Origin of the sequence: Kutzneria sp. 744, assembly GCF_000568255.1 — a bacterium.
GTDB lineage: Bacteria > Actinomycetota > Actinomycetes > Mycobacteriales > Pseudonocardiaceae > Kutzneria.
Window position 1 is genome coordinate 1,905,410 of sequence record NZ_KK037166.1, and the last position, 26,149, is coordinate 1,931,558.

The 26,149-nt window shown below is 69.4% G+C and carries 21 protein-coding genes; 15 read left to right on the forward strand and 6 right to left on the reverse strand.

Annotated elements, in window-relative coordinates; all coding sequences use genetic code 11:
- Window positions 1–11: 11 nt before the first annotated feature.
- On the reverse strand, window positions 12–1,688 hold the full coding sequence (locus tag KUTG_RS08395) for an MFS transporter (RefSeq protein WP_043716150.1): 1,677 nt from the start codon (window positions 1,686–1,688) through the stop codon (window positions 12–14).
- A gap of 88 nt (window positions 1,689–1,776) precedes the next feature.
- Here KUTG_RS08395 and KUTG_RS53115 point away from each other — a divergent pair, with 88 nt between their 5' ends.
- The 3 genes from KUTG_RS53115 to KUTG_RS08410 all read left to right on the forward strand — a co-directional run bounded on the left by KUTG_RS53115 (window position 1,777) and on the right by KUTG_RS08410 (window position 3,258).
- A complete protein-coding gene (locus KUTG_RS53115; protein ID WP_052394215.1) occupies window positions 1,777–2,457 on the forward strand; it encodes a TetR/AcrR family transcriptional regulator in 681 nt (226 codons plus the stop codon).
- Between the two features lie 82 nt (window positions 2,458–2,539).
- Window positions 2,540–2,809, forward strand: a complete 270-nt coding sequence (locus tag KUTG_RS08405) for a hypothetical protein (protein ID WP_157494407.1) — start codon at window positions 2,540–2,542, stop codon at window positions 2,807–2,809.
- 20 nt (window positions 2,810–2,829) lie between these two features.
- Window positions 2,830–3,258, forward strand: a complete 429-nt coding sequence (locus KUTG_RS08410; protein ID WP_043716153.1) for a cupin domain-containing protein — start codon at window positions 2,830–2,832, stop codon at window positions 3,256–3,258.
- Here KUTG_RS08410 and KUTG_RS08415 read toward each other — a convergent pair.
- The 3 genes from KUTG_RS08415 to KUTG_RS63320 are packed head-to-tail and all read right to left on the reverse strand — an operon-like array spanning window position 3,243 to window position 5,831.
- The gene (locus tag KUTG_RS08415) at window positions 3,243–4,022 is read right to left on the reverse strand and encodes a DUF1684 domain-containing protein (protein ID WP_043716156.1); all 780 of its coding nucleotides are present in this window, start codon (window positions 4,020–4,022) and stop codon (window positions 3,243–3,245) included. The genes KUTG_RS08410 and KUTG_RS08415 overlap by 16 nt on opposite strands.
- A 40-nt stretch (window positions 4,023–4,062) precedes the next feature.
- Window positions 4,063–5,496, reverse strand: coding sequence for a M81 family metallopeptidase (locus KUTG_RS08420; protein ID WP_043716159.1), 1,434 nt, complete (start codon window positions 5,494–5,496; stop codon window positions 4,063–4,065).
- Window positions 5,496–5,831, reverse strand: coding sequence for an ROK family protein (locus tag KUTG_RS63320; RefSeq protein ID WP_052394216.1), 336 nt, complete (start codon window positions 5,829–5,831; stop codon window positions 5,496–5,498). Before KUTG_RS63320 ends, KUTG_RS08420 begins: the two co-directional genes overlap by 1 nt.
- Before the next feature lie 959 nt (window positions 5,832–6,790).
- Between KUTG_RS63320 and KUTG_RS08430 the strand changes: the two genes are divergently transcribed.
- The 12 genes from KUTG_RS08430 to KUTG_RS08485 all read left to right on the forward strand — a co-directional run bounded on the left by KUTG_RS08430 (window position 6,791) and on the right by KUTG_RS08485 (window position 21,329).
- Window positions 6,791–8,524 (forward strand): peptide ABC transporter substrate-binding protein, encoded by a 1,734-nt coding sequence (locus KUTG_RS08430; protein WP_043716160.1) that lies wholly within the window; start codon window positions 6,791–6,793, stop codon window positions 8,522–8,524.
- Window positions 8,525–8,528: 4 nt separating this feature from the next.
- Window positions 8,529–9,488 (forward strand): ABC transporter permease, encoded by a 960-nt coding sequence (locus KUTG_RS08435; protein ID WP_043716162.1) that lies wholly within the window; start codon window positions 8,529–8,531, stop codon window positions 9,486–9,488.
- The gene (locus KUTG_RS08440) at window positions 9,485–10,333 is read left to right on the forward strand and encodes an ABC transporter permease (protein ID WP_043716163.1); all 849 of its coding nucleotides are present in this window, start codon (window positions 9,485–9,487) and stop codon (window positions 10,331–10,333) included. The genes KUTG_RS08435 and KUTG_RS08440 overlap by 4 nt, the downstream gene beginning before the upstream one ends.
- Window positions 10,334–10,443: 110 nt before the next feature.
- Entirely contained in the window at window positions 10,444–12,015 is a 1,572-nt protein-coding gene (locus tag KUTG_RS08445; protein WP_043716165.1) for a dipeptide ABC transporter ATP-binding protein, read from the forward strand.
- 302 nt (window positions 12,016–12,317) lie between these two features.
- On the forward strand, window positions 12,318–13,607 hold the full coding sequence (locus KUTG_RS08450) for a MarR family transcriptional regulator (RefSeq protein ID WP_043716167.1): 1,290 nt from the start codon (window positions 12,318–12,320) through the stop codon (window positions 13,605–13,607).
- 177 nt (window positions 13,608–13,784) lie between these two features.
- Window positions 13,785–15,647 (forward strand): cellulase family glycosylhydrolase, encoded by a 1,863-nt coding sequence (locus KUTG_RS08455; RefSeq protein WP_043716169.1) that lies wholly within the window; start codon window positions 13,785–13,787, stop codon window positions 15,645–15,647.
- Between the two features lie 36 nt (window positions 15,648–15,683).
- Window positions 15,684–16,685 (forward strand): YdcF family protein, encoded by a 1,002-nt coding sequence (locus KUTG_RS08460; RefSeq protein ID WP_052394217.1) that lies wholly within the window; start codon window positions 15,684–15,686, stop codon window positions 16,683–16,685.
- Between the two features lie 111 nt (window positions 16,686–16,796).
- Window positions 16,797–18,212 carry an NF041680 family putative transposase gene (locus KUTG_RS08465; protein WP_043715290.1) on the forward strand — a complete coding sequence of 472 codons (1,416 nt, stop codon included), beginning with the start codon at window positions 16,797–16,799 and terminating at the stop codon, window positions 18,210–18,212.
- Window positions 18,213–18,282: 70 nt separating this feature from the next.
- Entirely contained in the window at window positions 18,283–18,795 is a 513-nt protein-coding gene (locus KUTG_RS08470; protein WP_043716172.1) for a hypothetical protein, read from the forward strand.
- Between the two features lie 44 nt (window positions 18,796–18,839).
- Window positions 18,840–19,442, forward strand: coding sequence for a TetR/AcrR family transcriptional regulator (locus KUTG_RS08475; protein WP_043716174.1), 603 nt, complete (start codon window positions 18,840–18,842; stop codon window positions 19,440–19,442).
- On the forward strand, window positions 19,439–20,614 hold the full coding sequence (locus KUTG_RS08480; RefSeq protein WP_043716176.1) for a cytochrome P450: 1,176 nt from the start codon (window positions 19,439–19,441) through the stop codon (window positions 20,612–20,614). The genes KUTG_RS08475 and KUTG_RS08480 overlap by 4 nt, the downstream gene beginning before the upstream one ends.
- A gap of 4 nt (window positions 20,615–20,618) precedes the next feature.
- Window positions 20,619–21,329, forward strand: coding sequence for an NAD-dependent epimerase/dehydratase family protein (locus KUTG_RS08485; protein ID WP_052394218.1), 711 nt, complete (start codon window positions 20,619–20,621; stop codon window positions 21,327–21,329).
- A gap of 165 nt (window positions 21,330–21,494) precedes the next feature.
- Here the strand turns inward: KUTG_RS08485 and htpG are convergent, their stop codons facing one another.
- Together htpG and KUTG_RS08495 are read right to left on the reverse strand one after the other, a co-directional pair.
- Window positions 21,495–23,378, reverse strand: coding sequence for a molecular chaperone HtpG (htpG, locus tag KUTG_RS08490; RefSeq protein WP_043716178.1), 1,884 nt, complete (start codon window positions 23,376–23,378; stop codon window positions 21,495–21,497).
- A 79-nt stretch (window positions 23,379–23,457) separates the two neighbouring features.
- Complete coding sequence (locus tag KUTG_RS08495) at window positions 23,458–26,073, reverse strand: GH92 family glycosyl hydrolase (RefSeq protein ID WP_084579055.1); 2,616 nt, start codon at window positions 26,071–26,073, stop codon at window positions 23,458–23,460.
- Between the last annotated feature and the right edge of the window lie 76 nt (window positions 26,074–26,149).

Consider the following 26,149-nt stretch of genomic DNA (forward strand, 5'->3'; position numbering starts at 1 on the left):
CGTGCCTCTTCTCAGCTCGTGGTAGTCCCTCCGGTAGATGAACTTAGCTGCTCCAGCTCCTCGTCGACACGGGCCTGATGCTCGGCGAGGTCGGCGCGGGCCTGCCTGGGCCGCCAGCGCCCGACCATGACGAAGATCAACGGCAGGAACACCGCCTCGCCGCCGACGCACACCCACCACCAGTTCTGCCACTGCCCGGGCGTGGCCGCGGCGGCCGCCTGCACCTCGGCGGCGTGCTCCTGGAGGAACGCCATGTCCGCCTTCGGCACGGCCGCGGCCGCCTTGAGCCGCTCCACCGCGGTGGCCTGGTCGACGTTCTGGCCCTGCATGATCTCGGCGACGGCCTTGGTCCCGGCCTCGGGATCGGCCGGGTTGCGGCCCAATGCGCCGAGCGTCGTCGGGTCGACGACGGCGATGGTCTTGAGCTGCGTGTCGTACTTGGCGGCCAGCGTGGAGACCTCGGTTCCGTACTGCACGAGCGGCGTCATGGACGTGACGACGAACGGCAGGGCGAAGATCGACAGCGCCACCACGGCCCGGATGATCCAGCCCCACACGGCCAGGCCGGTCGCGGTCAGTGCCGGGTTGATGCGTTCGACGGTCTCGGTGAAGCTCGCCATCCACGGCGCGTAGGCGATGGCCATGAACACCGCCAGCACGCTGATGATCCAGACGAAGGTGTAGTAGCCGGTGTCCGGCGCGGTGGCGCGGGTCAGGAACACGATCGTCATCACGATGGCGCCGAGGCCGCCGACGAGCATGAACGGCTTGCGCACGCCCAGCCGGTCGGAGATCACGCCCACCACGATCAGCGACAGCGCGTCGATGCCCCAGAACCAGTTCCCGATGCCGTTGGCCTGGGCCAGGCTGAAGCCGTAGATGGTGGTGAAGTAGATGGTGAAGAAGCCGACGGCGGTGTAGTAGATGATCAGGAACACCGCGATGGCGAAGGCCGAGCCGACCACCCGCAAGGTCATCATCTGCCGCCACGGGCGTTCGATCGCCTTGGCCACGTCGATGCCCGCCGCCCGCGCCTCGATCAGCGCACGGTCGCGCATGCTGACCATGAGCTGGTCGCGCAGGTTGGGCGACAGCTCGCGCAGCCCGAACAGGGCGATCACGAAGACGACCAGGCCGACGATGCCGCAGATGACGAACTGGGAGCGCCAGTCGGGCAGCACGCCGATCGTGTTGCTGGAGACCTCGGACAGCACGAGGCTGCCGACCACCGGTCCGAGCGTCCAGAAGCCCATCGCCGAGGCCCGGCCCAGCTGCGGCGAGAAGTCGCGCACCAGGGCCGGCGTGGCGACGAGGATGATCCCTTCGACGAAGCTGACCAGGGCGAACAGCACGCCGAAGGTCAACTGGTCGGGGGCGTTCGGTATGCCGAACAGCGTCAGCAGGCCGGTGACGCCCAGGCCGTACGCCACGAGGTTGGCCCGCCCCCACCGGTCGGCCAGGCCGGCCAGCAGCGAGGAGAAGGCCCCGATCGCGTTGCCCACCACGGAGATGTAGACGTAGTAAGGGAAAGTCATGTGATAGTGGGCGATGATCTCCGTCGCGACCGCGCCCGGCACGTACAGCTCGTAGTAGAGGACGACCGTCGCCACGACCACGATTCCCAGGTACCAGAGGCGCCGCCCGGTTTCGGGGTAGTGATCCAGCCGACGCTGCCACAGGACGCTCATCGACGCCTCCTTCGGACTACGTTGTCCGCAGCGATAACCTGTGTCACAGGTCACAGGTACGCGGCCGTACTTTAGGGGTTGGCGGACGGTGGGACAAGAGGGCTCCCTGGCCAGACGGCACGACGACGCCCCGGGTCTGCCCCGGGGCCGCTCCAGCCTGCCCGCCGACGAGGTCCGGGCCGCTCAGCGCCAGCGCCTGCTGACCGCCACCGTCGCCGCCGTGGCCGCTGCCGGCTTCCACAGCATCACCGTCGCCGACATCGTCCGCGGCGCCCGCGTCTCCCGCGCCGCCTTCTACGCCCACTTCCGTGACAAGGAGGACTGCTTCCTCGCCGCCACCGCCTACGGCGGCAACCTGCTCGTGGACGCCGTCGTGGGCGCCACCCGCGCCCTGCCCCCGGATTCCGCCCCCGAGGCCATCCTGCGCGCCTCGTGCCGGGCGTTCCTCCGCTTCCTGGCCGACGAGCCCGCCTTCGCCCGCGTCTTCTACATCGACATGCCCGCCGCCGGCGCCGGGGCCGTGAACCGCATGGACGCCGCCCAGCACCGCTTCGCCGAGCTGAACCGCACCTGGCACCGGCATGCCCTCGGCCACCACCCCGAGTGGCCAACCGTGCCCTACGACGCCTACCTCGCCCTGGCCGGCGCCACCACGGAGCTCGTCAGCGTGCGCGTCCGTCACAACCGGGCCGCCGAGCTTCCTGACCTGGAGAACACCTTGGTGGCCCTGCACTTGGCCGTCCTGGCCGGCCAGCGCTGGCCTACCTGACGCATCCTCATGAACACCTGTCTGAAACCGTATTTCGGTGTGTCTGTGAGCGTGACTCGCGGGGTTGGGGATGATGGGGGGTATGAGGGTTTGGGTTGGGGTGGGGCTGGCGGTGCCGACGGCGGTGCTGATCGGCGAGGGCATCTACCTCGCCACGGGCACGGGCAATCCGGAGAACACGCCGTACGGGATCGGCGCGGCGGTGCTGGGCGTCATCGTGGGGGCGATCGGCGTGGCCAGGATGGGCCGGACGGCGAGGCAGTGTGTGCTGGCGCCGCTGGGCATCCTGGTGCTGGCGGCGATCGTGTTCAGCGGCGTCAACGCGGCCAACGCGGTGATGGCCCCGGCGTGACAAGCGGTGATACTGGCAGCGTGACGGATCACTGGCATCAGCCGCTGCGGCACATCAAGGGCGCGAGCCTGACCGGGGACACCGGCCAGACGAACGGCATGACGCGGCTGGAGGCGATCTCCGGGAAGACGGTGGGCTCCAGCAAGGTGTGGATGGGCGAGACGCACGTGGCCCCGGCGACGAACTCGGGCGATCACCATCACGGCGAGGCGGAGACGGCCATCTACGTGAAGGAAGGGCACCCGGTGTTCGTCTTCGCGGACGGGGACGAGGAAACAAGGCTGGAGACGGGGCCGGGCGACTACGTGTTCGTGCCGCCGTATGTGCCGCACCGGGAAGAGAACCCGGGCGACGAGCCGGCGGTGGTGATCATCGCCCGGAGCAGCCAGGAGGGCATCGTGGTCAACCTGCCCAGCCTGTGGCCCGACAAGGGTCAGGAGCGCTCGTAAGGGGTCTTCTCGCCGGCCTCGACGGGGAAGGGCAAGCGGTTGCCCTCGGGCGGGAGGGGGCAGGTGGCGAAGTCGGTGAAGGCGCACGGGAGGTTGACGGCGCGGTTGAAGTCGAGGGTCACGGCGCCGCCGGAAGCGGGGGCGGCGACAGCCAGGGAGCGGTTGGCGGCGTAGGTGGTGACGCCGCTGGTGGCATCGGTGAACAAGATGCTGAAGCCGCCGGACTTGCCGTTGAAGGCGGTGAGGGTGTGCTCGACGCCGTCACGGGAGAAGCGGACGAGGCCGGGGGCGGTGTAGACGTGGCTGAGGCCCTCGACGACGGCGCCGACGGTGGTGGGGCGGGGCGCGTCGAAGGGCTCGAAGACGCCGGAGAAGACGAAGGACTCGGACGGCTCGTAGGCCGGCACGCCACGGAACTCGCGCAACACTGACGCCTTGGGGTCGTGGACGCGGATGAGGTAACCGGAGCGACGGGCGACCTCGATCTCCAGGTCGCCGGCGGTGACCCGGGCGCCGGAGCCGCTGTTGACCAGCTCCAACCTCAGAACCTCCGTGACGGCACCACCTTCATAGGTCGCGGAAGCGCCCTGGGGGTCGAAGTAGGCGGCCTCGGAGTCCTGCCACCACAACCCGGGCAAACCGGGATACGACCGGGGGCCGTCCTCCAGCCAGTCCAGGGAGACCAAGGCCAGCCAGCCGTACGGGTCGGCCAATCCCTGCTCACGTTCGGTGTGCCACGCCTGCCACTCGCCCGCGAAAGTCATGTACCGAACAACGCCGACGAGGCCGGAGGCATTTCCCGTCTCACCAAGTGGACACGGGCGTGAAGGACGGCGGCGGCATGTCGGGGTCGAAGGGGAACATGGGCCGCTGGATGCCCACGTGCCCGAGCCGGAGGAGGTCCTGGTCGACGCCACCGGGGGTGAGGGCCAACAGCCAGTCGGCGGCCATGTCGTAGAGCTCGGGCTCCAGGTAGCCGATCTTGACGATGACCAGGTCGGCGGTGCGCGGCGACAGCCCGAGGTCCAGGAAGTCGGATTCGAGGTGGTACGGCTTGCGGCGCTCGGTGACGATCACCTTCAGGCCCTGCACCCCCAGCACCACGGCGACCCCGGCGACGGGGTCGTTGGCGTCGATGGCCTCGACGACGGCGGTCAGCGGCACCGGACCGCACGGACCGGAGTCGATGTGCCCGCCGACGGAGACCGTCACCTGCTGGCCGATGCCGGCCCGGACGGCGGCGGCCGTGGCGGCGGGATCGACGATCTGGGCGTAGATCGTGTTCTGGGCGAGGACCGAGGGCATGCCGAGGAGTTCCCGCAGGCTCCACGAAGTGTCGCCGGCGCCGCCGGCGGTGGGGTTGTCGCCGGAGTCGCTGATGAAGAACGGCCGTGCGGGGCTGGCAAGCGCTTGCGTGACGCACTCGGCCAGACTTCCCGTGGGGGCAACGAAAGCGAAGTCGTGCCGGGCGTCCCAGTAGGCCTGGGCGAGACGGGAGGCCTGCGCGGTGATCACCGAGAGGTCGTCGCCGGTGACGACAATGGCGGCCTGGCACCGCGGTTCGTCGGCCCAGGCGTAGCCGACCCAGATGGCGGCGTCGAGAACCCCGGGCAGGGCCTCGACTTCGTCCACCAACGCGTAGACGCTGCGGGCGGGCTCGATGCGGGTGCTGGTCTTCTCACCGGGCAACAGCACAGGCACCTGCACCCACGCCTTCAACGGCTTCCCCCCGTCTCGCAGCCGATCGACGAGGTTGCGCACGGCCCGCTCACGGGTGTCCCAGGCGTCGGTGTGCGGGGCCTTGCGGTAGCACGTGATCAGGTCCAGCGCACGGGCCAGGCGGTGGGAAACGTTGCCGTGCAAGTCCATTGACGCCGACACGAGCACATCGGGCCCGATGACGGCGCGGATGCCCTCGATGAGGTCGGCCTCCACGTCCACCCGGCCGACCACGCTCATCGCCCCGTGGATGTCGAAGAACAGGCCGTCCAGAGGTCCGCACGAGCGCAGCCGGGCGTAGATCTCCTCTGACAGGGCGGCGTAAGTCTCCTCGGTGACCGCACCCCCGGGTAGAGACACGGCGTGCAGCAGCGGCACCCACTCAACCGAAGGATCCAGGAATGAGTACCGTGCCAACAGATCGGCGCCGCGGGTGACGCGGAAATCGTCCACAGTGGTCCGATGGGGCGAGAAAGTGCTGGACTCGATGGCAATCCCGGCGATCCCGATGCGCGTCATCAGCGCGACTCCCCTCGTAGTGCCTCGTCCAGAACCGATTCCAGGGCCAGCGAGCCGGCCCCGAGCAGACCGGCGTCGACGCCGCCAAGCACGGTGTCGATCCGCAGCCGACGCGTGGCCAGCGGCAGACAACGCTCGTACAGGGCCCCACGCGCGGCGGCTACGAAGGCCTCGGCACCGGCCAAAGCCCCGCCCAGAAGCACAGCGTCGGGGTTGGCGAAGTTGACCACGGTGGCCAGCACCTCCCCCAACAGTCCGCCGGCCCGGCGGATCGCGGTGATCACGGTGGCGTTGGCATCCTCGGACGCGGCAAGGACATCGGCGGTGCTGGCCACGCCGAGCTGCCCACCAACGCCGCGCCGCTGGCCACGGTCTCCAGGCAGCCGTGATCCCGCACGTGCACGGCCGATCCGCCGCCCGGGTTGGGGATGCGCACGTGGCTGATGGCCCCCGGCGGCCCCCCGTCCCCGGCCGGCGGGGCAGGCCGCCCCCGTCGAACGACCCAGCCCCCGAGCCGATGCCGGGTGCCCGGCCTTTGGACCACCACCAACGGCTTCCCCCCGGAGCCCCCACGCCCGAGCCTGCCCCCAGGGCCAGGGAGGTTGGCGTCCGTTGTCGATCACCCCCCGCAACCGGGAACAACCGCTGCAACGCCTCACGGGCCGGAAACCCGCGCCAGCCGGGCATTCGCGACGGCAGCGTCACGGTGCCGGCCGCGACATCCACCGGCCCGGGCAGCCCCACGCCGACCCCGAGCCACCGCCCCGCCGGCCGCTCGGTCGCCTCCAGTGAGTTCACGGCGACGAAGATTTCATCCAGCAGCAAAGAAGGATCGGTGTCGATGCTGATCGACAGCTCGTGGGTGCTGATCAACGAGCCGGTCATGTCCATCGGCCCCAGCCGCACGTGTCGGGACCCGATGTCGATGGTCCAGACGTGCCCGAAGTCCGCGTTCACGGTCAGCAGCCGCGGCCGACGCCCACCCTGCGAGCGCCCTTCGCCCTGCTCCACCAGAACTCCGACACTCAACAGGGCGTGCACGCGAAGGTTCACTGTGGACGGTGGCAGCGAGAGTGCGACGGCGAGCTCATTGCGGGAGGTGGCGCGGCCGGCGGCGACCAGCTCCACCACGCGGGCGGCCCCGGCCTCAAGCCCGTGCATCGTTGACACATTTCTGGTTCAAGTGTCGAGAACACCGCCTCGCCAGTAGTTCACCCAGCCGCCGCCGTGAGTATAGTCAGCCGAAAAATCCCAGCAAGAGGACTTACAACAGCTTTGTTGAAAGTGAGGCGGGATGCGACGAAGGCTCGGCCGGGTGGCCGCCATAATCTGCTGTCTGGTGCTCACGGCCTGCGCCGGCGGCCAGGTGCGGCACGGCGTGGGCGGCCCGAACTCCGTGAGCTTCGCGCTGCCGCCCTCGGCCACCCCGAACTGGATCCTGCCGCTGGCCATCCCGGGCTACACGGCCAGCTACAACGGCGTCATCCAGTCGGCGCTGTTCCTGCCGCTGTACGCCTACGACGGCTCGTCGGGCGCGGTCGCCCGCGACGACAAGGCCAGTGCCGCCGAGCCGCCCGTGTACGCCCCGGACGGCAAGTCGGTCACCATCACGCTCAAGCCGCTGGCCTGGTCCGACGGCACGCCGCTGACCAGCCAGGACGTCCAGTTCTGGTTCGACCTGGTGCGCGCGGCCAAGGACGACTGGGGCGCCTACTCCAAGGGCCTGATGCCCGACGACGTCACCGACTTCCGCGTCGTCGACGACCACACCTTCACGCTGACGCTGGACAAGACGTACAACCCGGGCTGGTTCACGGCCAACCAGCTGGCGCTGATCACCCCGCTGCCCCGGCACGCCTGGGCCCATGACCCGGATCCGCGCAAGACCTTCGACTACCTGGTGGCGCAGGCCAAGAACCTCGGCGGCTACAACAGCAATCCACTGTGGAAGGTCGTGGACGGCCCGTTCGCGCTGGAGTCGTTCTCCCCCACCGGCCAGGTCACGCTGGCCAGGAACCCGCGCTACACCGGGGAAGACGCCGCGCGCCTGGACAAGATCACGTTCCTGACGTTCACCAGCTCGGCCGCCGAGTACAACGTGCTGCTGGCCGGCGGCGTGGACTACGGCTACGTGCCGACCACGAACCTGGGCCAGAAGTCCAAGCTGGAGTCGCTGGGGTACCGGATCGAGCCGTGGAACGGCTGGTCCATCACCTACATCCCGTACAACTTCAACAATCCGGCCCTGGGCGCAGTCTTCAAGCAGCTCTACGTCCGGCAGGCCATCCAGCACGCGGTCGACCAGAAGGCCATCTCGCAGGTGATCTGGCGCGGCACGGCCACTCCCGGCTACGGCCCGGTGCCCCAGGACAACGACCCGACCTTCCTGTCCGACACACAGAAGAACACCCCGTATCCGTTCGACCTCGACGCGGCCCGAAAGCTGCTGGCCGATCACGGCTGGCAGATCGGCGCCGACGGCATCCAGGCCTGTCAGGAGCCGGAGAAGTGTGGCCAGGGCGTCGACAAGGGCGCCCGGCTGTCCATGACGCTGCTGACCGAGTCGGGCTCCGACGAGACCGACGGCACCATGCAGGAGCTGAAGTCGGAGCTGTCCAGGGTCGGCATCGAGCTGCGGATCAACGCCCAGCCGCTGAACACCGTGCTGGCCAACGGAACCACCTGCGAGCCGAGCAGCCCGGCCTGCTCCTGGCAGCTGTCGTACTTCGGCACGCAGGGCAGCTGGTACTTCCCGGCCTATCCCAGCGGCGAGCAGCTGTTCGCGACCGACGCGAGCGTGAACTTCGGCAACTACCGGGACAAGCCGACCGACGACCTGATCGGCGCGTCCACGCTGTCCACCTCTCCGCAGTCCATGATGGACTACAGCGCCCGGCTGGCCGAGCAGCTGCCGGTGATCTGGATGCCCAACCCGCCCTACCAGGTGTCGGCCATCGACACCTCGATCGGCGGCATCACGCAGGATCCGTTGGCGGGCCTGCAACCCCAGCGCTGGTACCGGAGGTGACGCCATGACCCGTTTCCTGGCCCGCCGGCTGTTGCTGGCCCTGCTCGTGGTCTTCCTGGTCACGGTGGTGACGTTCGTGATCCTGCACCTGCTGCCCGGCGGCCCCGCGCGCGGCGTGCTGGGCGTGAAGGCGACCGCGGAGCAGATCGACGCGTTCAACAAGTCACAGGGCTTCGACCAGTCGATTCCCGTGCAGTACTGGGACTATCTGATCCGACTGCTGCACGGCGATCTCGGCGCGTCGTACACCCTCAACACCGACGTCAGCACGCTGCTGGCCGAACGTCTGCCGAAAACCCTTGTGCTGACGGCGACCTCGACCATCCTGGGCATCATCGTGGCGCTGCCGCTGGGAGTCTGGCAGGCGACCCGGCGCGGCCGGGCGTTCGACGTGGTCAGCACCGGACTGGCGTTCGTGCTGTACGCGACGCCGGTGTTCTTCCTGTCGCTGCTGCTGATCATCCTGTTCGCCCAGGTCTGGCCGATCTTCCCGGCACAGGCCGCGCAGGGCGACACCCTGGCCGACCTGCTGTCCCAGCCGGGATCGCTGGTGCTGCCGGTGATCGCCGGCGGGGCGGCCACGGCCGTGGCCTACAGCCGGTACATGCGCTCGTCCACAGTGGACAACCTGGCCGAGGACTACGTCCGCACGGCGCGGGCCAAGGGCACGCCGGAGCGCACCATCCTGTGGCGGCACGTGTGGCCGAACTCGCTGACCTCGGTGGTGTCGCTGATCGGCTACTCGATCCCGGTGGTGTTCGGCGGCTCGCTGGTGGTGGAGTCGATGTTCAACTATCCCGGCGTCGGCCTGCTGTTCTGGACCGCCGCCCGCAACGCCGACTTCCCCGTGCTGCTCGGCGTGGTGCTGGTGATCGCCGTGACCACCGTGCTCGGGTCGCTGCTGGCCGACGTGCTGCAACTGCTGATCGACCCACGGGTCCGGGTGCCGGGAGCGAAGTCATGACCACCATCGCCGTGCCGACCCGATTCCGCCTGCGCGGGAACGGCCTCGCCGTCGTCGGCACGACGATCCTGGTCCTCGTGCTGGCTTTCTGCCTGCTGGGGCCGCTGCTCTACCACACCGACCAGGTGCACACCGATCTCGGCGCGGCCCGGCTTTCCCCGGGCCAGCAGGGGCATCCGCTCGGCACCGACGATCTCGGCTACGACGTGCTGGGCCGGCTCATGATCGCCGGCCGGACCTCGCTGGCCATCGGCGTGCTCGCCGGCCTGCTGGCCACGGCGATCGGCGCGATCTGGGGCGCCCTCGCCGGCTACGTGGGCGGCTGGCTGGACGCGGTGCTGATGCGGATCGTCGACACCGGCGTGGCGATTCCCGCGCTGTTCCTGCTGCTGGTGGCGGCCACGCTGATCACGCCGTCGATCGGTGTGCTGTCACTGGTGATCGGCTGCGTGTCCTGGCTAGTGCCGGCCCGGCTGATGCGGGCCGAGGCGGCGACGCTGCGGGAGCGGGACTTCATCAAGGCCATCACGGTGATGGGCGCCGGCCGGTTCCGGGTGGTGTTCACCCACCTGCTGCCCAACGCGGTCGGCACGCTGGTGGTGGCCGGCACGTTCCAGATCGCCGAGGCGATCCTGCTGGTGGCCTACGTGAGCTTCCTCGGGCTCGGCGTGCCGCCACCGGCCACCGACTGGGGCGCGATGCTGAGCAAGGGCATCACGTACACCTATGACGGCGCGTGGTGGCTGATCCTGCCGCCCGGCATCGCGATCGTGCTCATCGTGTGCGCGATCAACTTCGTCGGCGACGGGCTCCGCGACGCGTTCGCGGCGAGGGGACGGTCATGAGCGAGCTAGCGAGCGAATCATCCAGCGCAGAGCGTCCGCGAGAGCGGACGCCGAGCCCCAGCGAGGCGCCCGCAGCGAGCGAGTCATCCGACGCGAACGCCGCGGCAAGGGTGCTGGAGATCGACGACCTGCGGGTCGGCTACGGTTCCACCGTCGCCGTGGACGGCCTGTCGGTCACCGTGTCCAGGGGCGAGATCGTCGCCCTGGTCGGCGAGTCGGGCTCCGGCAAGAGCACGGTCGCGCTGGCGGCGCTCGGCCTGCTCCCCCGGTCCGCCCGTGTCGAGGGCACGATCACCCTGGCCGGCCAGGACATTGGCAGTGCAACGCCGGAGGAGCTCCGGCAGTTGCGCGGGCGCGGCGCCGGCATGGTGTTCCAGGAGCCGATGACCGCGCTGAACCCGGTGCTCACCATTGGTTTCCAGGTGGCCGAGTCCATCCGCAACCACGATTCCCAGCCCCGCAGGCACAAGCACTACGACGACCGCTGCGTCGAGTTGCTGGAACGGGTCGGCGTGCCGGACGCGGCCAAGCGGCTCAAGCAGTATCCCCACCAGCTCTCCGGCGGCCTGCGGCAGCGGGTGCTGATCGCCATCGCCATCGCCGCCGGGCCCGGCCTCATCCTGGCCGACGAACCGACGACGGCCCTCGATGTCACCGTGCAGCAACAGATCCTGGACCTGATCCGGGACATCCGCGACACCGAGGGCACCGGCACGCTGCTGATCACCCACAACCTCGGCGTGGTCGCGGACATCGCCGACCGGGTCATCGTGCTGCGCAACGGAAAGGTCGTCGAGGAGGCCGACACCGAGACGTTGTTCGCCAGCCCCAAGGCCGACTACACGAGGCAACTCCTCGCCGCCGTGCCGAAACTCGGCGACACCCAGCACGAAGACCGGCACGCAGCTGAGAACGCCGTGCTCCAGCTTCGCGACATCGTTGTGGAGTACCACGGCCGCCGGGTAGTGGACGACGTGTCGCTGACTGTGGACAAGGGCGAGATCGTCGGCCTGGTCGGCGAATCCGGCTCCGGCAAGACCACCCTCGCCCAGTGCGCCCTCGGCCTCGTCACGCCGAAATCCGGCGCCGTGGACGTGTTCGGCGGCAGGCTGGACAGCAAGGCCCGCCGCCGGCTCGGCGTCGTGTTCCAGGACCCGGCGTCCTCTTTGGACCCGACGAAGACCGTCGCGCAGACCATCGCCGAGCCGCTGGTGATCCACACCCGCACGGGCCGGGCCGAGCGGCAGCGCAAGGTCCGGGAGCTGATGGACGCCGTCGAGCTGCCGCAGAGCCTGCTGGACCGCCGCGGCCACGAGTTGTCCGGCGGCCAGCGGCAGCGGGTCAGCCTGGCCCGGGCCGTGGTGCTGGGGCCGGATCTGTTGATCGCCGACGAGCCGACCAGCGCCCTGGACGTGTCGGTGCAGGCGGCGGTGCTGGACGTGCTGGAGCGGCTCCATGTCGGGTTCGGCTTCGGCTGCCTGTTCATCAGCCACGACCTCGCGGTGGTGGACCGCGTCTGCGACCGGGTGGCGGTGCTGCGGGGCGGCCAACTGGTGGAGCAAGGCCCTTGCGCCACCGTCCTGCACCACCCTGAGCATCCCTACACCCAGGCCCTCCTGCTGGCCTCGCCCGTACCCGATCCGGCCGCGCAGCGGGAACGCCGACGGCCGGCCCGCGCCTGAATGCGACGATAGGGACCATTTCCGCGCCGGGGCCCGAACGGGCAGAAATGTCGGTGCCCAAAGGTACTTCTGCGTGATGCCCGAGAGACTCTCCGCACCGCGCTGACGCATGCTGGCCGGGCAGTCCACTGCGGGGAGGGGGCCGGTCATGAGCGAGCTTGCGAGCGAATCATCCAACACAGCGCGTCCGCGCACGCGGACACCGAGCGCCAGCGAGGTGCCGCAGTGAGCGAGCTTGCGAGCGAATCATTCAACGCAGCGCGTCCGCGCACGCGGACACCAGGCGCCAGCGAGGTGCAGCAGTGACCGTCACGGTCGGAGTCGTGCTGCATTCGAGACATCGCAACGTCATCACCGAGGCGGCGGACGGCATCGCCGATCTGGCGCTGCGCTGGGCGGAGTACACCCACGACGCGGACGTGCCGGAGACGGTGGCCGAGCTGCTGCGGGAGCCGCTGGACGGCCTGCTGATGGGCCGCCCGACCTTCGACAGCTACCGGCACCTGCTGCCCGACGAGCTCCCGGTGACCATCCTGCGGCCGGCGCCGCTGTCGCTGGCCCTGGCCTTCTCCACCGCGCAGGCCAAGCACCTGCGGCCGCCGGTGTCCATCGACAGCTTCGACCACGACGCGATCGCCGAGGTCACGGCCGCGCTCAACCTGAAGTCGGCCCACGTGACCGCGCTGCCCTACCAGCCGGGGCAGCCGGCCAGCGAGGTCGTGGACCACCACCTGCGCACGGTCAAGCGCTCCGGTTACGTGATCAGCGCACGGGTCGAGGTGGCCAACCGGCTGCGGGGCAAGCTGCCGGTGGTGCAGACCCAGACGATCCCCTCGGCCGTTCGCGCGGAGCTGTACGACCTGCGGCAACGCATCCGGGCCCGCCGCGCGGACGAGTTCCGCTTCGCCGCCGGCGTGTTCCTCGTCGCCGAGCAGAGTCGTGACCAGGACGTGGACCGGGCCCGCGTCGGCCTGATGAACCTGCTGGTGAACACGCCGGAGTTCGCCGACGCGCTGATCGAGAACCGCGGCCGGCGGGGGCTGCTCGTGCTGGCGCACAAGGCGCTGTTCGACGAGGTGACGCACGACTGGGCCACCGTGCCGGTGCTGGACCGGGCCGACGAGGAACTGGGCATCAGGGTGGCGGCCGGCTTCGGCATCGGCGGATCGGCCCGCACGTGCGTCACGCTGGCCGAGCGGGCGGCGGCGCGGGCCGAGGCGGAGGGACGGCCGTCCGGCTACCTGATCGAGCATTCCGGGATCGTGGTCGGGCCGATGAGCCGGGACGGCCGCCCGTCCGAGTTCACCGTGCGGGATCACGGGCCGCGGCTGGAGGAACTGGCCCGCGCGGTCGGGTTGAGCGCGGCGACGCTGTCCCGCCTGGTGTCGGTGGAACGCCGCCAGCAGGGCCGGACGCTGTCGCCGAGCGAACTGGCCAACGCACTGGGCATCACCGACCCGAGTGGACGGCGGCTGCTGCGCAAGCTGCTCGCGGGCGGGCTCGTCGAGCCCGTGGGCAGCGCGCAGACTCATCGCAAGGGCCGCCCGAGCACGCTGTACCGGCTGTGCATCGAAACGAACCTGGATACATAAATGGGAAATTGTTGACCGGAGTCACGGCCGCGTTGCATGCTCCCCATAAGGGCGACAAACGGACCACTTCCGAGCGCGGGGACCACCGTGACACCGACTGTGGCGAACCCGTGCCCCGGCGTCAACCGACCGGATCCCGTGCGCCGTACGGAGTCCCGCTGAAAGGAGAAGCCCGTCGTGAAGCGGCCGTCACCGCGACTCGGCGTCAGCTGGCTCGGCGTCAACTTCTGGTCGCGCACCGGCGGTCCGCTGATGTGGCGCACCTACGACCCGGCGCTGGTCCGCGACGAGCTGGCCACGCTGGCCCGGCACCGGGTGACGGTGACCCGCTCGTTCTGCTACTGGCCGGACTTCCATCCGGAACCGGACCGGATCGACGAGGAAATGGTCGACAAATTCGCCGACTTCCTCGATGCGCATGTAGAACTCGGAATGACCTCCATACCCACCTTCCTGATCGGCCACATGTCCGGCGAGAACTGGGATCCGGCCTGGCGCAACGGTCGCGACCTGTACGCGGACGTGGAGATGGTGAGCCGGCAGGCCTGGTTCATCGAGCGGATCACCCGCCGCTTCCACGACCATCCGGCCGTCGTGGCGTGGCTGGTCAGCAACGAGATGCCGATCTACGGCCGCCGCCGCGGCGAGCCGCCCGCGCCACGCGAGCAGGTCACGGCGTGGGCCCGGCTGATGGTGCACGCGGTGCGGGCCGGCGGCGCGACCCAGCCGGTGTCGATCGGCGACGGCGCCTGGGGCATCGAGATCACCGGCGTGGAGAACGGCTTCTCGGTGCGGGAACTGGCCGCCTTCACGGACTTCACCGGCCCGCACGTCTATCCCACCGACTCCGATTCCGTGCGACAGAACCTGAACGCCGCCTTTCTGTGCGAGCTGGCCGCGGTGGCCGGCCGACCCGTTGTGCTGGAGGAGTTCGGGCTGTCCGGGGACTGGGCGTCCGAGGAGAACACCGCCCAGTACTACCGGCAGGTCCTGCACACCACCATGCTGGCCGGCGCGACCGGCTGGCTGGCCTGGAACAACACCGACTTCGACGCCCTGGCCGACCAGGACCCGTACCGGCACCACCCGTTCGAGATGCACTTCGGCCTGACCGACGGCGAGGGCCGGCCCAAGGCCGCCCTCAGGGAGATGGAGAGCTTCGCCCGCACACTGTCCGAAGTGGACTTCGAGCACGTGCGCCGGGCCGACACCGAGGTGGCACTGGTGGTGTCGTCCTATTTGGAGCGTGGCTATCCCGTCACGGCGGTCGAGGACGACCGGCGGCTGGTGTTCGAATCCTTGCGGCAGGCCTATGTCGCCGCCCGCGAGGCCGATCTGTCGCCCGGGTTCACGCGGGAGGAGGACGGCATCGCCGACGACGCGCTGCTGTACCTGCTGCCCTCGACCCGTCAGCTGATGGCGCCGACGTTCCGACGGCTCGGGGACCTCGCGCGCGGCGGGGCGACCGTGTACCTGTCGTACTGCTCGGGCACGCACGGCGGCAACCGCGGGCCGTGGTTCCCGGGGCTGGACGAGTTCTTCGGTGTGCGGCAGGAACTCCGGTACGGGCTGGTGGCGCCCATCCTCGAGGACATCGTGTCGATGCGGTTCGTGGAGGATCTGGGCTACCTGCGGGCGGATCAGGTCCTGCGCTTCCACACCGGCGGCAACGAGCACGCCCGCGCGTTCCTGCCCGTCACGCCCATCACCGCCGAGGTGCTGGCCGTCGACGACTACGGCCGGCCGTGCCTGCTGCGCAACCGGGTCGGCGACGGCTGGGCGGTGCTGTGCACGTATCCGGTGGAGTACATGGCCTCCACCCAGCCCGATGTCAATCCCGAGGCCACCTACCGGCTGTACCAGGCGCTGGCCGCGGCGGCCGGCGTGCGGCGCGAGGCCACTGTGGACGATCCGCTGGTGTTCGCCGACGTGCTCGTGCACGAGGACGGCCGCCGGTTCCAGGTCCTCGTCAGCCAGCACGACGCCGCCGTCGAGGTGTCGCTGCTGGGCCGAACGGCCGTCGACAAGGGGACGCGCTGACGGTCGGGCGTGGTCGACCGGCTACAGTCTGGCCCCATGAACACGCTGGTGTGGCTGGCGTTCGGCCTCGGCTGGGCCGCGGTGTTCCTGGTCAGCTTCCTCATCGACCGCAGGCGGCTGCGCAACGGTGTGTACCTGGTGTTCGCGCTGTTCTTCCTCGGTTTCGCCGCGCTGGGCTCGCTCGGCTCGCTGGCCGTCATCCCGTTGCTGATACTGGCCGTCGGGGTGCCGCTGACCGTGGTGGCGCTGACCGTGTTCCTGTTCGTCAACGGCTTCACCATGATCCGGCGCGAGGGCCTGCGGGCCTCGTCGGTGCTGACCACGCTGGCCGGCCTGGTGATCGTCGGCTTCGGCGCGTTGTCGCTGCTCGCGCTGGGCAGCCGCAACACGGTGCTGATCTCGCTGACCATCAGCGTCGCCGGCATGTTGTTCTACGTCTCCTTCGTGTTCTGCTGTTTCCTGGCCTACTCGGTGTTCTACGGCCGGGTGCGGCAGCGCCGGGACGTGGACTTCGTGGTGGTGCTGGGGGCCGGGCTGATCCGCGGCGAGGTGTCCAAGCTGCTGGCCGGGCGGCTGGACCGCGGCCGGCAGGTGTGGGAGCGGGTGCGTGGCCGCGGCGGCTCGCCGTTGATGATCACCTCCGGCGGGCAGGGCGCGGACGAACCCGTGTCGGAGGCACGGGCCATGGCCGACTACCTGATCTCCACCGGCGTGCCGGCCGGGGCCGTGCTGCTGGAGGACAAGTCCACCACCACGCTGGAGAACCTCACCTTCAGCCGGCGGATCATGCTGGAGGACAGGCCGGACTACCGCTGCGTCATCGTCACGAGCAACTATCACGTGCTGCGGGCGGCGTTGTACGCGCGACGGGCCAAGGTCAACGGCCAGGTGCTCGGCGCGCCCACCGCCCGCTACTTCTGGCCCAACGCCTTCCTGCGTGAGTTCGTGGCCGTGCTGGTGGAGAACCGGTGGAAGAACATCGTGCTGTGCCTGATGTTCGGGGCCGTCGGGCTGCTCGGCCTGGTCAAGGGCACCTAAGCTTGAGATTTAAGGTTGGCGTGCCCACGACGGCACCCGGTTGATCATGGATGAAGCCCTTGGTTGATCATTCCTTCCTGCGACAGTCGGAAGATCACACCAAGGGCTTCGATGATCAGTGTGCACCACACCAGCGCCACCGCTGTGCTGGGGGACCTGTCCGGGTTCCGTAAGGCGTTCTACCAGTGTCTGACCGCACGGGCGGACGCGTTGTTCGAGTTGGCCGACGCGGCACTGTGCGCCGAGGGACCGGTCACCTCGCTGGTCGAGTTATCACTGGCCACCGAACACCGACGGGGCCACGGCACCCTGTACGACGGCCTGCGCCAGGGCAAGATCGACATCACCCGATTCCGCAACGTTGTCGCCCGCCAGTCGATCCCCCGCTGCGACGACGGCCGGATCGTGTTGGCCATCGACGTGAGCCACTGGCTACGCCCGGATGCGAACACCAGCCCGGAGCGGCTGTTCTGCCACACCTACGCACGCGGTCGCGGCCAAGCCCAGATCATCCCCGGCTGGCCCTACTCCTTCGTCGCCGCCCTGGAACCCGGCCGCACCTCGTGGACGGCGATGCTCGACGTGACGCGCGTGCGTCCCGACGATGACCACACCGACCTGGCCGCCACCCAACTCCGCGCCGTGGTGGACGCGCTGGTCACCGCCGGACACTGGCACGCCGGCGATCCAGAGATCTGGATCACCGGCGACAGCGGCTATGACGGTCCCCGCCTGGCATTCCTGCTGGCCGACCTCCCGGTCCAGGTGCTGGTGCGACTACGGTCCGACCGGGTGCTTGCCTTCCCCGCGCCGCCACGGCAGCCCGGCGCCCGAGGCCGCAGCACCCGGCACGGAGCCCGGTTCGTGTTCGCTGATCCGGCGACCTGGCCGGCCCCCGTGCGCACCACGACGACCGACACCACCCGCTACGGCGCCGCCCACGCTCGCTCCTGGGATCGGTTGCACCCCAAGCTGACCCGCACGGGCGCCTGGGCCGACCACGCCGGCCACCTGCCGATCATGGAAGGCACGGTGATCCGGCTCCAGGTCGACCGGCTACCCGGCACCGGCACCCCGAAACCGTTGTGGCTGTGGCACTCCACGACCGCGGCAACCGCAGGGCAGGTGGATCGGCTGTGGCAGATGTTCCTGCGGCGCTTCGACCTGGAGCACACTTTCCGTTTCCTCAAACAAACTCTGGGCTGGACCACGCCTCGCGTCCGTACGCCCGGAGCCGCGGATCGATGGACCTGGCTGATGATCGCGGTCTACACCCAGCTTCGGCTGGCCCGTCACCTCGTGGAAGATCGACGGCGTCCCTGGGAGCGAAAGTCGGCAACACCTGCCCGGTTGTCCCCGACCCGGGTCCGGCGAGGTTTTCGCGCGGTTCGCCCGACGGCCGCTTTGCCTGCCAGCGCACCGAAATTCTCCCGGCCCGGTCCTGGACGTCCGACAGGGTCACGAAACTCCCGCCAAGCCCCGGTACACGACCCCGGCAAGCCCAAAAAAACAGACATTGAGGGTTAAATCTCAAGCTAAGGGCAGCCGCGCAGATCCGGAGCCGTCGCCCCTTGGGGCATGGCGCAGCATCTGCGCCATGCGCACAGCACGCCTGCTTCCCCTGCTCCTGATCGCCGTCGCCGCCACCGGCTGCGGCAGCAGCTCCGGCTCGGCCATGCCGCTGCCCACCGACGCCTCCCTCGCGAGCGGCGGCCCGATCGACGTGTGCCAGTACCTGACCCGGTCCGACGCCGAGGCGATGCTGGGCGTGCCCACCGGGCCCGGCAAGCTGGAGCACATCCTCGACACCGACAGCACATGCGACTACGTCCCCGATCCCGCCACGGTCCTGGGCACGCGCCTGGCCCTCACCGTCTACACCGGCGACTTCGTGGGGCAGACGGTGGACGACTTCAAGAAGGACTACAAGGACATGGTCCCGGTCGACGGCCTCGGCTTCCCTGCGACACGCACCGCGGACGGCGCGGTCTTCGCCTCTCAGAACGACAAGCGGGCCTGCATGCTGATCATGAGCGTCAAGAAGCCCGCCGATCCGGACGCCTTCGCCAAGCAGGTCGGCGCGGTGTGCAAGAAGGCCCTGGCCGGCTGAGGATTTATTGACATAGCGTTCACTATCCGAGTAGCGTCGGCTATGTGAGCAGGCTGAGCAGGGCCGAGGCCAAGGCGCTGACCCGGGAACGGCTGCTGGACGCGGCCGCCCGGGTGTTCGCGCAGAAGGGCCTGGCCGGCGCGTCGGTGGACGAGATCGCCGAGGCGGCCGGCTACTCGATCGGGGCCGTGTACTCCAACTTCGGCGGCAAGGAGCAGCTGTTCGTCGAGCTGCTCAAGGAGAGGGCCAACGACCGGGTGACCAGGGCCGCCGAGATCGTGGCCGACGCCGCGCCGGCCGAAGCCCAGCGCGCGTTCAGCCAGCTGGTCATCGAGGTGGCCGACAAGGACGCCGACTTCGCGCCACTCCAGGCCGAGTTCTGGCTGTACGCCGTGCGCAATCCCGAGCTCATGGACGCCTACGCCGAGCGGATGCGGGAGCCGCGCGACCTGCTCACCGAGCTGATCGCCCGGTCGACGCCGGACCCCGGCCGGGCCGGCGAGCTCTCGACCATCGTCATCGCGCTGTTCCAGGGGCTGGTGCGGATGCGCCGGCTGGACCCGGCCAGCGTGCCCGACGAGCTGTTCGGCCGGGCCCTGCGCTGGCTTTTCACCGGCGCGGAAGCAGATGAGGAGCCGCCGTCATGACCGCACCGTCCATGCTCGCGCTGATCGACCCGGTGCTGAGACAGGACCCGTACCCGACCTACCGGCAGTGGCGGGAGACCGCACCGATCTCCGGCGGCGACGGGCAGCCACTGATGGTGACCCGGCAGCAGGACTGCTCGAACGTGTTGCGGGACAACAAGTTCGGGCACGCCGAGGCCGACCAGGTCGGGCCGCTCAACAGCACTCCCCCGCCGCAGCGCAGCTTCCTCGGCATGAACCCGCCAGACCACACGCGGCTGCGCGGGCTGGTGTCGAAGGCCTTCACCCGCAAGGTGGTGGAGCGCCTGGCCCCGATGATCGAGCAGACCACCTCCGAGCTGATCTCCGCGGCGCGCGGCGGGACCGTCAACTTCATGGACGCCATCGCCCGCCCGCTGCCGGTCGCGGTGATCAGCGAACTGTTCGACGTGCCGGTCGAGGAGCGGGACCTGATCGTCGCCTGGTCGCACGACATGGCCCGCGGCCTCGACCCCGACTTCCTCATCCCGGAGGGCGTGCGGGAGCGGCAGTTCAAGGCGCGCGAGGAGTTCCGGCAGTACATGCTCCAGCTGGCCGACAAGCGCCGCGACAACCCGGGCGAGGACCTGCTGTCCGGGCTGGTGCAGGTGCGGGACGCCGGCGACGTGCTGTCCGAGGCCGAGCTGCTCACCACGTGCATCCTGCTGCTGATCGCCGGGCACGAGACGACCGTCAACCTGATCGGCAACGGCACCCTGGCGCTGTTGCGCAATCCGGCTGAGCTGGCCCGGCTGCGGGCCGAGCCGGCGCTGGCCGATCGGGCCGTCGAGGAGTTCCTGCGCTACGACCCGCCGGTGCAGTTCACCGCGCGGACCGCCTTGCAGGACACCAAGGTCGGCTCGTTCGACGCGCCGAGGGGCAGCGCCGCGATCCTGCTGTTCGGGTCGGCCAACCGGGATCCCGAGGTGTGCGAGGACCCCGACCGCCTGGACATCTCGCGCGAGCCGTCGCGGCACCTGGCGTTCGGGCACGGGCCGCACTTCTGCCTCGGCGCGCCGTTGGCCCGGTTGGAGGGCCGGTTGATCTTCGAGGCGCTGGCCCGGCTGGACGAGCTGGAGCTGGCCGGCGAGCCGACGTACAACGACAACATCATCCTGCGTGGCATGAGGGAACTGCCGGTGCGGTTAGCCTGACCGCATGGTCTTCACGCTGAGCGCGCCGCTGCCCGGGGACGCCGCCGTCGGGCGGGTGCTGGTCACCGGGGCGGCCGGGCGGATCGGGTCCGGATTCCTGCGGCACGTGGCCGGCCGCTACGTGCTGCGGGCCACCGATGTCCGGCCGGTGGACATCGAGGACTTCGTCCTGGCGGACCTCGGTGATCCCGCTGCTCTGGCCCGGGCTTGCGAGGATGTGGACACCGTCGTCCACCTCGGCGCCAACCCCAGCCTCCTCGCCGACTGGGATTCGTTGCTGCCGGCCAACATCGTCGGCACCCACAACCTGTTCGCGGCGGCCTCGGAGGCCGGCGTGCGGCGGGTCGTGTTCGCGTCCTCCGTGCACGCCGTGTCCGGATATCCCGCGGGCAAACAGGTTTCCGCCGCCGACCCGGTGAATCCCGGCAACCTGTACGGCGTCACCAAGGCCTTCGGCGAGGCGCTGGGCCGCTACTACGCCGAGCAGCGCGGGATGTCGGTCATCGCCCTACGCATCGGGGCCTTCCACACCGAGGGCACGACGCCGGAACCCGAGCCGTACAACGACTTCCTGCACCTGCTGGAGACCGACCTGTACCGGATCATAGTTCGGGCCATCGACGTTCGCGGCGTGCAGTACGCGGTGGTGAACGCCATCAGCGACCAGCTCGGCGGCCGCCTCGATATTACCGGCACCCGGGAGCTCCTGGGCTGATTTTTGCCACATGCGCTTCCCATTTGCGCCCTGGCCCCACATGCGCTTCCCATGTGGCATATCTCCCCCCTGAAACGCCACATGCGCTTCCTATGTGGCGTCTGGTGCCATGTAGGAAGCGCATGTGGCAAAAAAGGCGGGGTGTCGCCGGGGTGGCTGCTAGCCTCAGAGGCTGCGGGCCAGGCGGTCGGCCAGCACCTTGGTGAACTGGGCCGGGTCGGGCAGCTCGCCGCCCTCGGCCAGCAGGGCCATGCCGTACAGCAGCTCGGCGGTCTCCCCCAGCTCGGTCTCGTGCCCGCCGGCGGTGAAGGCCGTCCGCATGCCGGTGACCAGGGCGTGCTCGGGGTTGAGCTCCAGCACGCGCTTGACCGGCGGCACGGGCTGCCCCATGGCCCGGTACATCTTCTCCAGCGTCGGCGTCAGGTCGCCGGCCTCGCCGACCAGGCAGGCGGGCGAGGTGGTGAGCCGGGAGGACAGGCGGACCTGTTTGACGCTGTCGGTCAGGTTCTCCGTCAGCCAGGTCAGCAGGGGCTCGAACTCGCCGGAGTCCTCGGGCTTGTCCTTGTCGAGGTCGACCTCGCCCTTGGCCACGGACTGGAACTTCTTGCCCCGGTACTCCTCGCCGGCGTCGACCCACATCTCGTCGATGCCGTCGGTGAGGATGAGCACCTCGAGTCCCTTGGCCCGGAACGCCTCCAGGTGCGGGGAACTCTCCACAATGGACCGGGAGGCGCCGGTCATGTAGTAGATGTGCTCCTGGTCGTCCGGCATCCGCTCGACGTAGTCGGCCAGCGTGGTCGGAGTCGACGCGTCATGGGTGGAGGGGAACGAAGCGATGTCGAGAATGGTCTCGCGGTTCTCGGTGTCGGAGAGCAGGCCCTCCTTGACGGCGGGCCCGAACTCGGTCCAGAAGGTCGAGTACTTCTCGGGGGCGTCGGTCATCATCGTCTTCACGGTGGACAGCACGCGCTTGACCAGACGGCGGCGCATGAGCTGGATCTGCCGGTCCTGCTGGAGGATCTCGCGGGACACGTTGAGCGACAGGTCCTGCGCGTCCACCACACCCTTGACGAAGCGCAGGTACTCGGGCATGAGCGCCTCGCAGTCGTCCATGATGAACACCCGCTTGACGTACAGCTGCACGCCGCGCTTGCGCTCACGCATGAACAGGTCGTACGGGGCCTTGGCCGGCAGGAACAGCAGCGCCTGGTACTCGAAGGTGCCCTCGGCCCGGACGTGGACGGTCTCCAGCGGGTCGTTCCAGTCCCGGCTGATGTGCTTGTAGAACTCGGTGTACTCCTCGGCCGGCACCTCGTCCTTGGACCGCGCCCACAGCGCCTTGCCCGAGTTCACGGTCTCGAACTCGGTCGTGGTCTTGTCCTCGACGGTGCGCTCCACCTCCAGCCGCACCGGCCAGGTGATGAAGTCCGAGTAGCGGGTGATGATCTCCCGCAGCTTCCACTCGGCGGTGTAGTCGTAGAGGTGGTCCTCGGCGTCCTCGGGCTTGAGCTTGAGGGTCACCGAGGTGCCCTGCGGGGCGTCGTCCACCGTCTCGATGGTGTACGTGCCCTCGCCGGCCGATTCCCAGCGCGTGCCGGTGTCCTCGCCGGCCTTGCGGGTCACGAGCGTGACGTGGTCGGCCACCATGAACGAGGAGTAGAAGCCGACGCCGAACTGGCCGATCAGGTCCTGGCTGGCGGCGTTGTCCTTGGACTCCTTCAGTTTGCGCAGGAACTCGGCCGTGCCGGACTTGGCGATCGTGCCGATCAGCCCGACGACCTCGTCGCGGGACATGCCGATGCCGTTGTCGCGGATGGTGAGCGTGCGCTCGACCCGGTCGGTGACCAGCTCGATGCGCAGGTCGGAGGTGTCGGCGACGAGATCCTTGTCGCGGTAGGTCTCCAGGCGCAGCTTGTCCAACGCGTCGGAGGCGTTGGAGATCAGCTCACGCAGGAAGGTGTCCTTGTTCGAGTAGATCGAGTGCACCATGAGCTGGAGCAGTTGGCGCGCCTCGGCCTGGAACTCGAGCGTCTCGACTGGCGTGTTCACCGGAATCCTTTCGCTGTTCGCTCCGGCGGCCCCGACGTCGAGCACCGCGGGCCACCGGACTATGCAGGATACCGGGGCGCTAGGGCGCAGTTACCTGAACCGTCGAGGTCCGGGTCACAGTGTTGGCACCGGCGGCGGCAACGGTCACCGTGACCTGGTAGCTGCCGGGTTTCGTGCCGGGCGGCGGGGTCAGGGCGACGGTCTGCTGCACGGGCAGGTGATCGGACTTGAGCAGCAGGCCACCGGGGCGGGTGGTCCAGCCGCCGGAGGCACTGATGGCCACCGGCAGCGCGCCCGGGGCCTGGCCGAGGACGTCGACGTTCAGGCCCCGGATCGAGGCGTCCACGTGCCGACGGGAGTCCGGGGCGGCGTGGTTGATCGACGGCGGCTCGTCCTGGGGCCGGGTCGCCCACGTCGACGGGGTCGAGCCGACGTTCACGCGAAGCGTGCCGCCACGGGTGAGGTCTTCCCAGCCGAGCCAGCTCCTGCTCACCGAACGCCCGTTGAGAGACACGTTCTGCACGTAGCGGTTCACATCCGTGACCCCGGGCGCGGTGACGGTGAGGCTGCGCTGTCCCATGTGGACGGTCATGGTCGGGAACTGCGGGCTGGACAGGGCCAGGAAGTCGCCGCCGGACACCGTCGGGTACAGGCCCAGCGAGGAGAACACGTACCAGGCCGACATGGTGCCGAGGTCGTCGTTGCCGGTCATGCCGTTGGGGCCGGTGGTGAACAGGGTCATCGCCGCCCGCACGACCGTGGCCGTCTTGGACGGCGTGCCGGCCCACAGGTACATGTACGGGGCCAGCAGGTCGGGCTCGTTGTTCGGGTTGTAGGTCGGCTTGCTGTAGTAGTCGTACGGGCTGGAGATCCAGTCATCGTGCACCGCTTTGCCGGGATCGGTCAGCAGGTGCGGATAGGCGAAGAAGGCGTCCAGCCGCTGCTCGGCCGTCTTGCGCCCACCCATCAACTGCACCAGCCCGGACGGGTCTTGCGGCGCGAGCCACTGGTACTGGTAGGCGCCGCCCTCGTGGAACTGGTGATCGGCGGCCACCGGGTCGTACGGCGTGAGCCAGGTGCCGTCGGTGGTGCGGGGCCGGAACTGGCCGGTGGAGCTGTCCCACAGGTTCCGGTACCACTGGCCGTGGTCGGCGAACATGCGGGCGTCGGCCTTGTGCCCCAAGCCATCGGCCATCAGCGCCAGCGCGGCGTCAGCCAGGGCGTACTCCTGGGTGGCCGAGGCCGGGTGGTCGCAGTCGTTGTCGCCGCCCTTGTCGGCGCAGTCGGCACCGCGCTTGAGCCCGGACGGGATGTAGCCCCGGTCGGCGTAGAACGGCTGGCCGGTGCGGCCGTTGTACTGCGACGAGGCCGGCGGCAGGCTGGTGGCGTTGGCCTTCAGCAGCCCGTACGCCTCCTGCTCGTGCCCCTTGAGCAGCCCCTTGGTCCACGCCTCGACCAGGAACGGCGTCATCGGGTCGCCGGTCATGATGTTGGTTTCGCTGTTGGCCAGCGCCCACCGCGGCAGCCAGCCGCCGTCACGGCCGGCGGCGACCAGCGACAGCGCCACGTCGCGGGCGACGTCGGGGTGGAGCAGCTCCAGCAGCTGGTTCTGCGGGCGGTAGGTGTCCCACAGCGAGAAGTTCTGGTAGGGCGTGTAGTCCGCCGCCTTGTGCACCTTGGCGTCGAAGCCGGCGTAGCTGCCGTCCACGTCGCCGGCCAGGTTCGGGTGCAGCTGGGAGTGGTAGAGCGAGGTGTAGAACGCCGTCTGCCGGTCCTGGGTACCGCCGCCGACGGCGACGGTGTTCAGCTCCGTGACCCAGGCGTCGTGCAGCTTCTGCCGAGTGGCGTCGAAGTCGTACGAACCGCCGGTCTCCTGCTGGAGATTGGCCCGCGCGCCGGCCATGCCGGTGTACGAGATGCCGACCTTCAGCGTGACGCTGTGCTGGGCCGTGGCGTCGAAGGTGACCCACGCGCCGTTGCCGCCCGTTCCGGCGGCGTCCTTGGCCCCGGGCGTGGGCGTCGTGCCCCGCCAGGCCCCGTAGGAGGCGAAGGGACGGTCGAAGCTGGCGGTGAAGTAGACCGTGTGCTGGTCGTGCCCGGCGCAGAAGCCGCCGTCGTGCACGCGTCCCTCGACCGTGTGGTTGTCCACGACGTGGACCTCCGAGTCGAGCACCGACTGATTGGCCTGGCCGGTGTTGAACAGGACGTTGGCCGCCGCGGTGGCCGGGAAGGTGTAGCGCTGCCAGCCGGTCCGCGGCGTGGCGGTCAACTCGGCATTCACGCCATAGGTGGACAAACCGACGCGGTAGTAACCGGGCGTGGCCTGTTCGTCGCTGTGCGAATAGGCGGAGGCATACCCGGACGGTTCGACGGAATTCACGACACCGGTGGTCGGCATCACGGGCAGCTCGCCCATCACACCGCAGCCCACGCCCGACAAATGGGTTTGGCTGAACCCGTAGATCGCGTTCTGGTCGTAGTCGTAGCCGCCCTGGCCGCCGGTGTCCGGACTCACCTGCACCATGCCGAACGGCGCGCTGGCGCCGGGAAAGGTGTTGCCGGAGTTCTCGGTGCCCACGAACGGGTTCACCAGCGTCGTCGGATCGGATGGCGCGGCGGTCGCGACCGGACCCACGGTGACCGTGGCCAAGCCCGCCACCAGCGTCGAAACCATCAGTGCCGAACGGAACCTCATGCCGGCCCACCCCCCCCACGGTAGCCATCTGGTTACGTCATGCACTAGACCAATGCGTGCCGGCGGTGTCAATCAA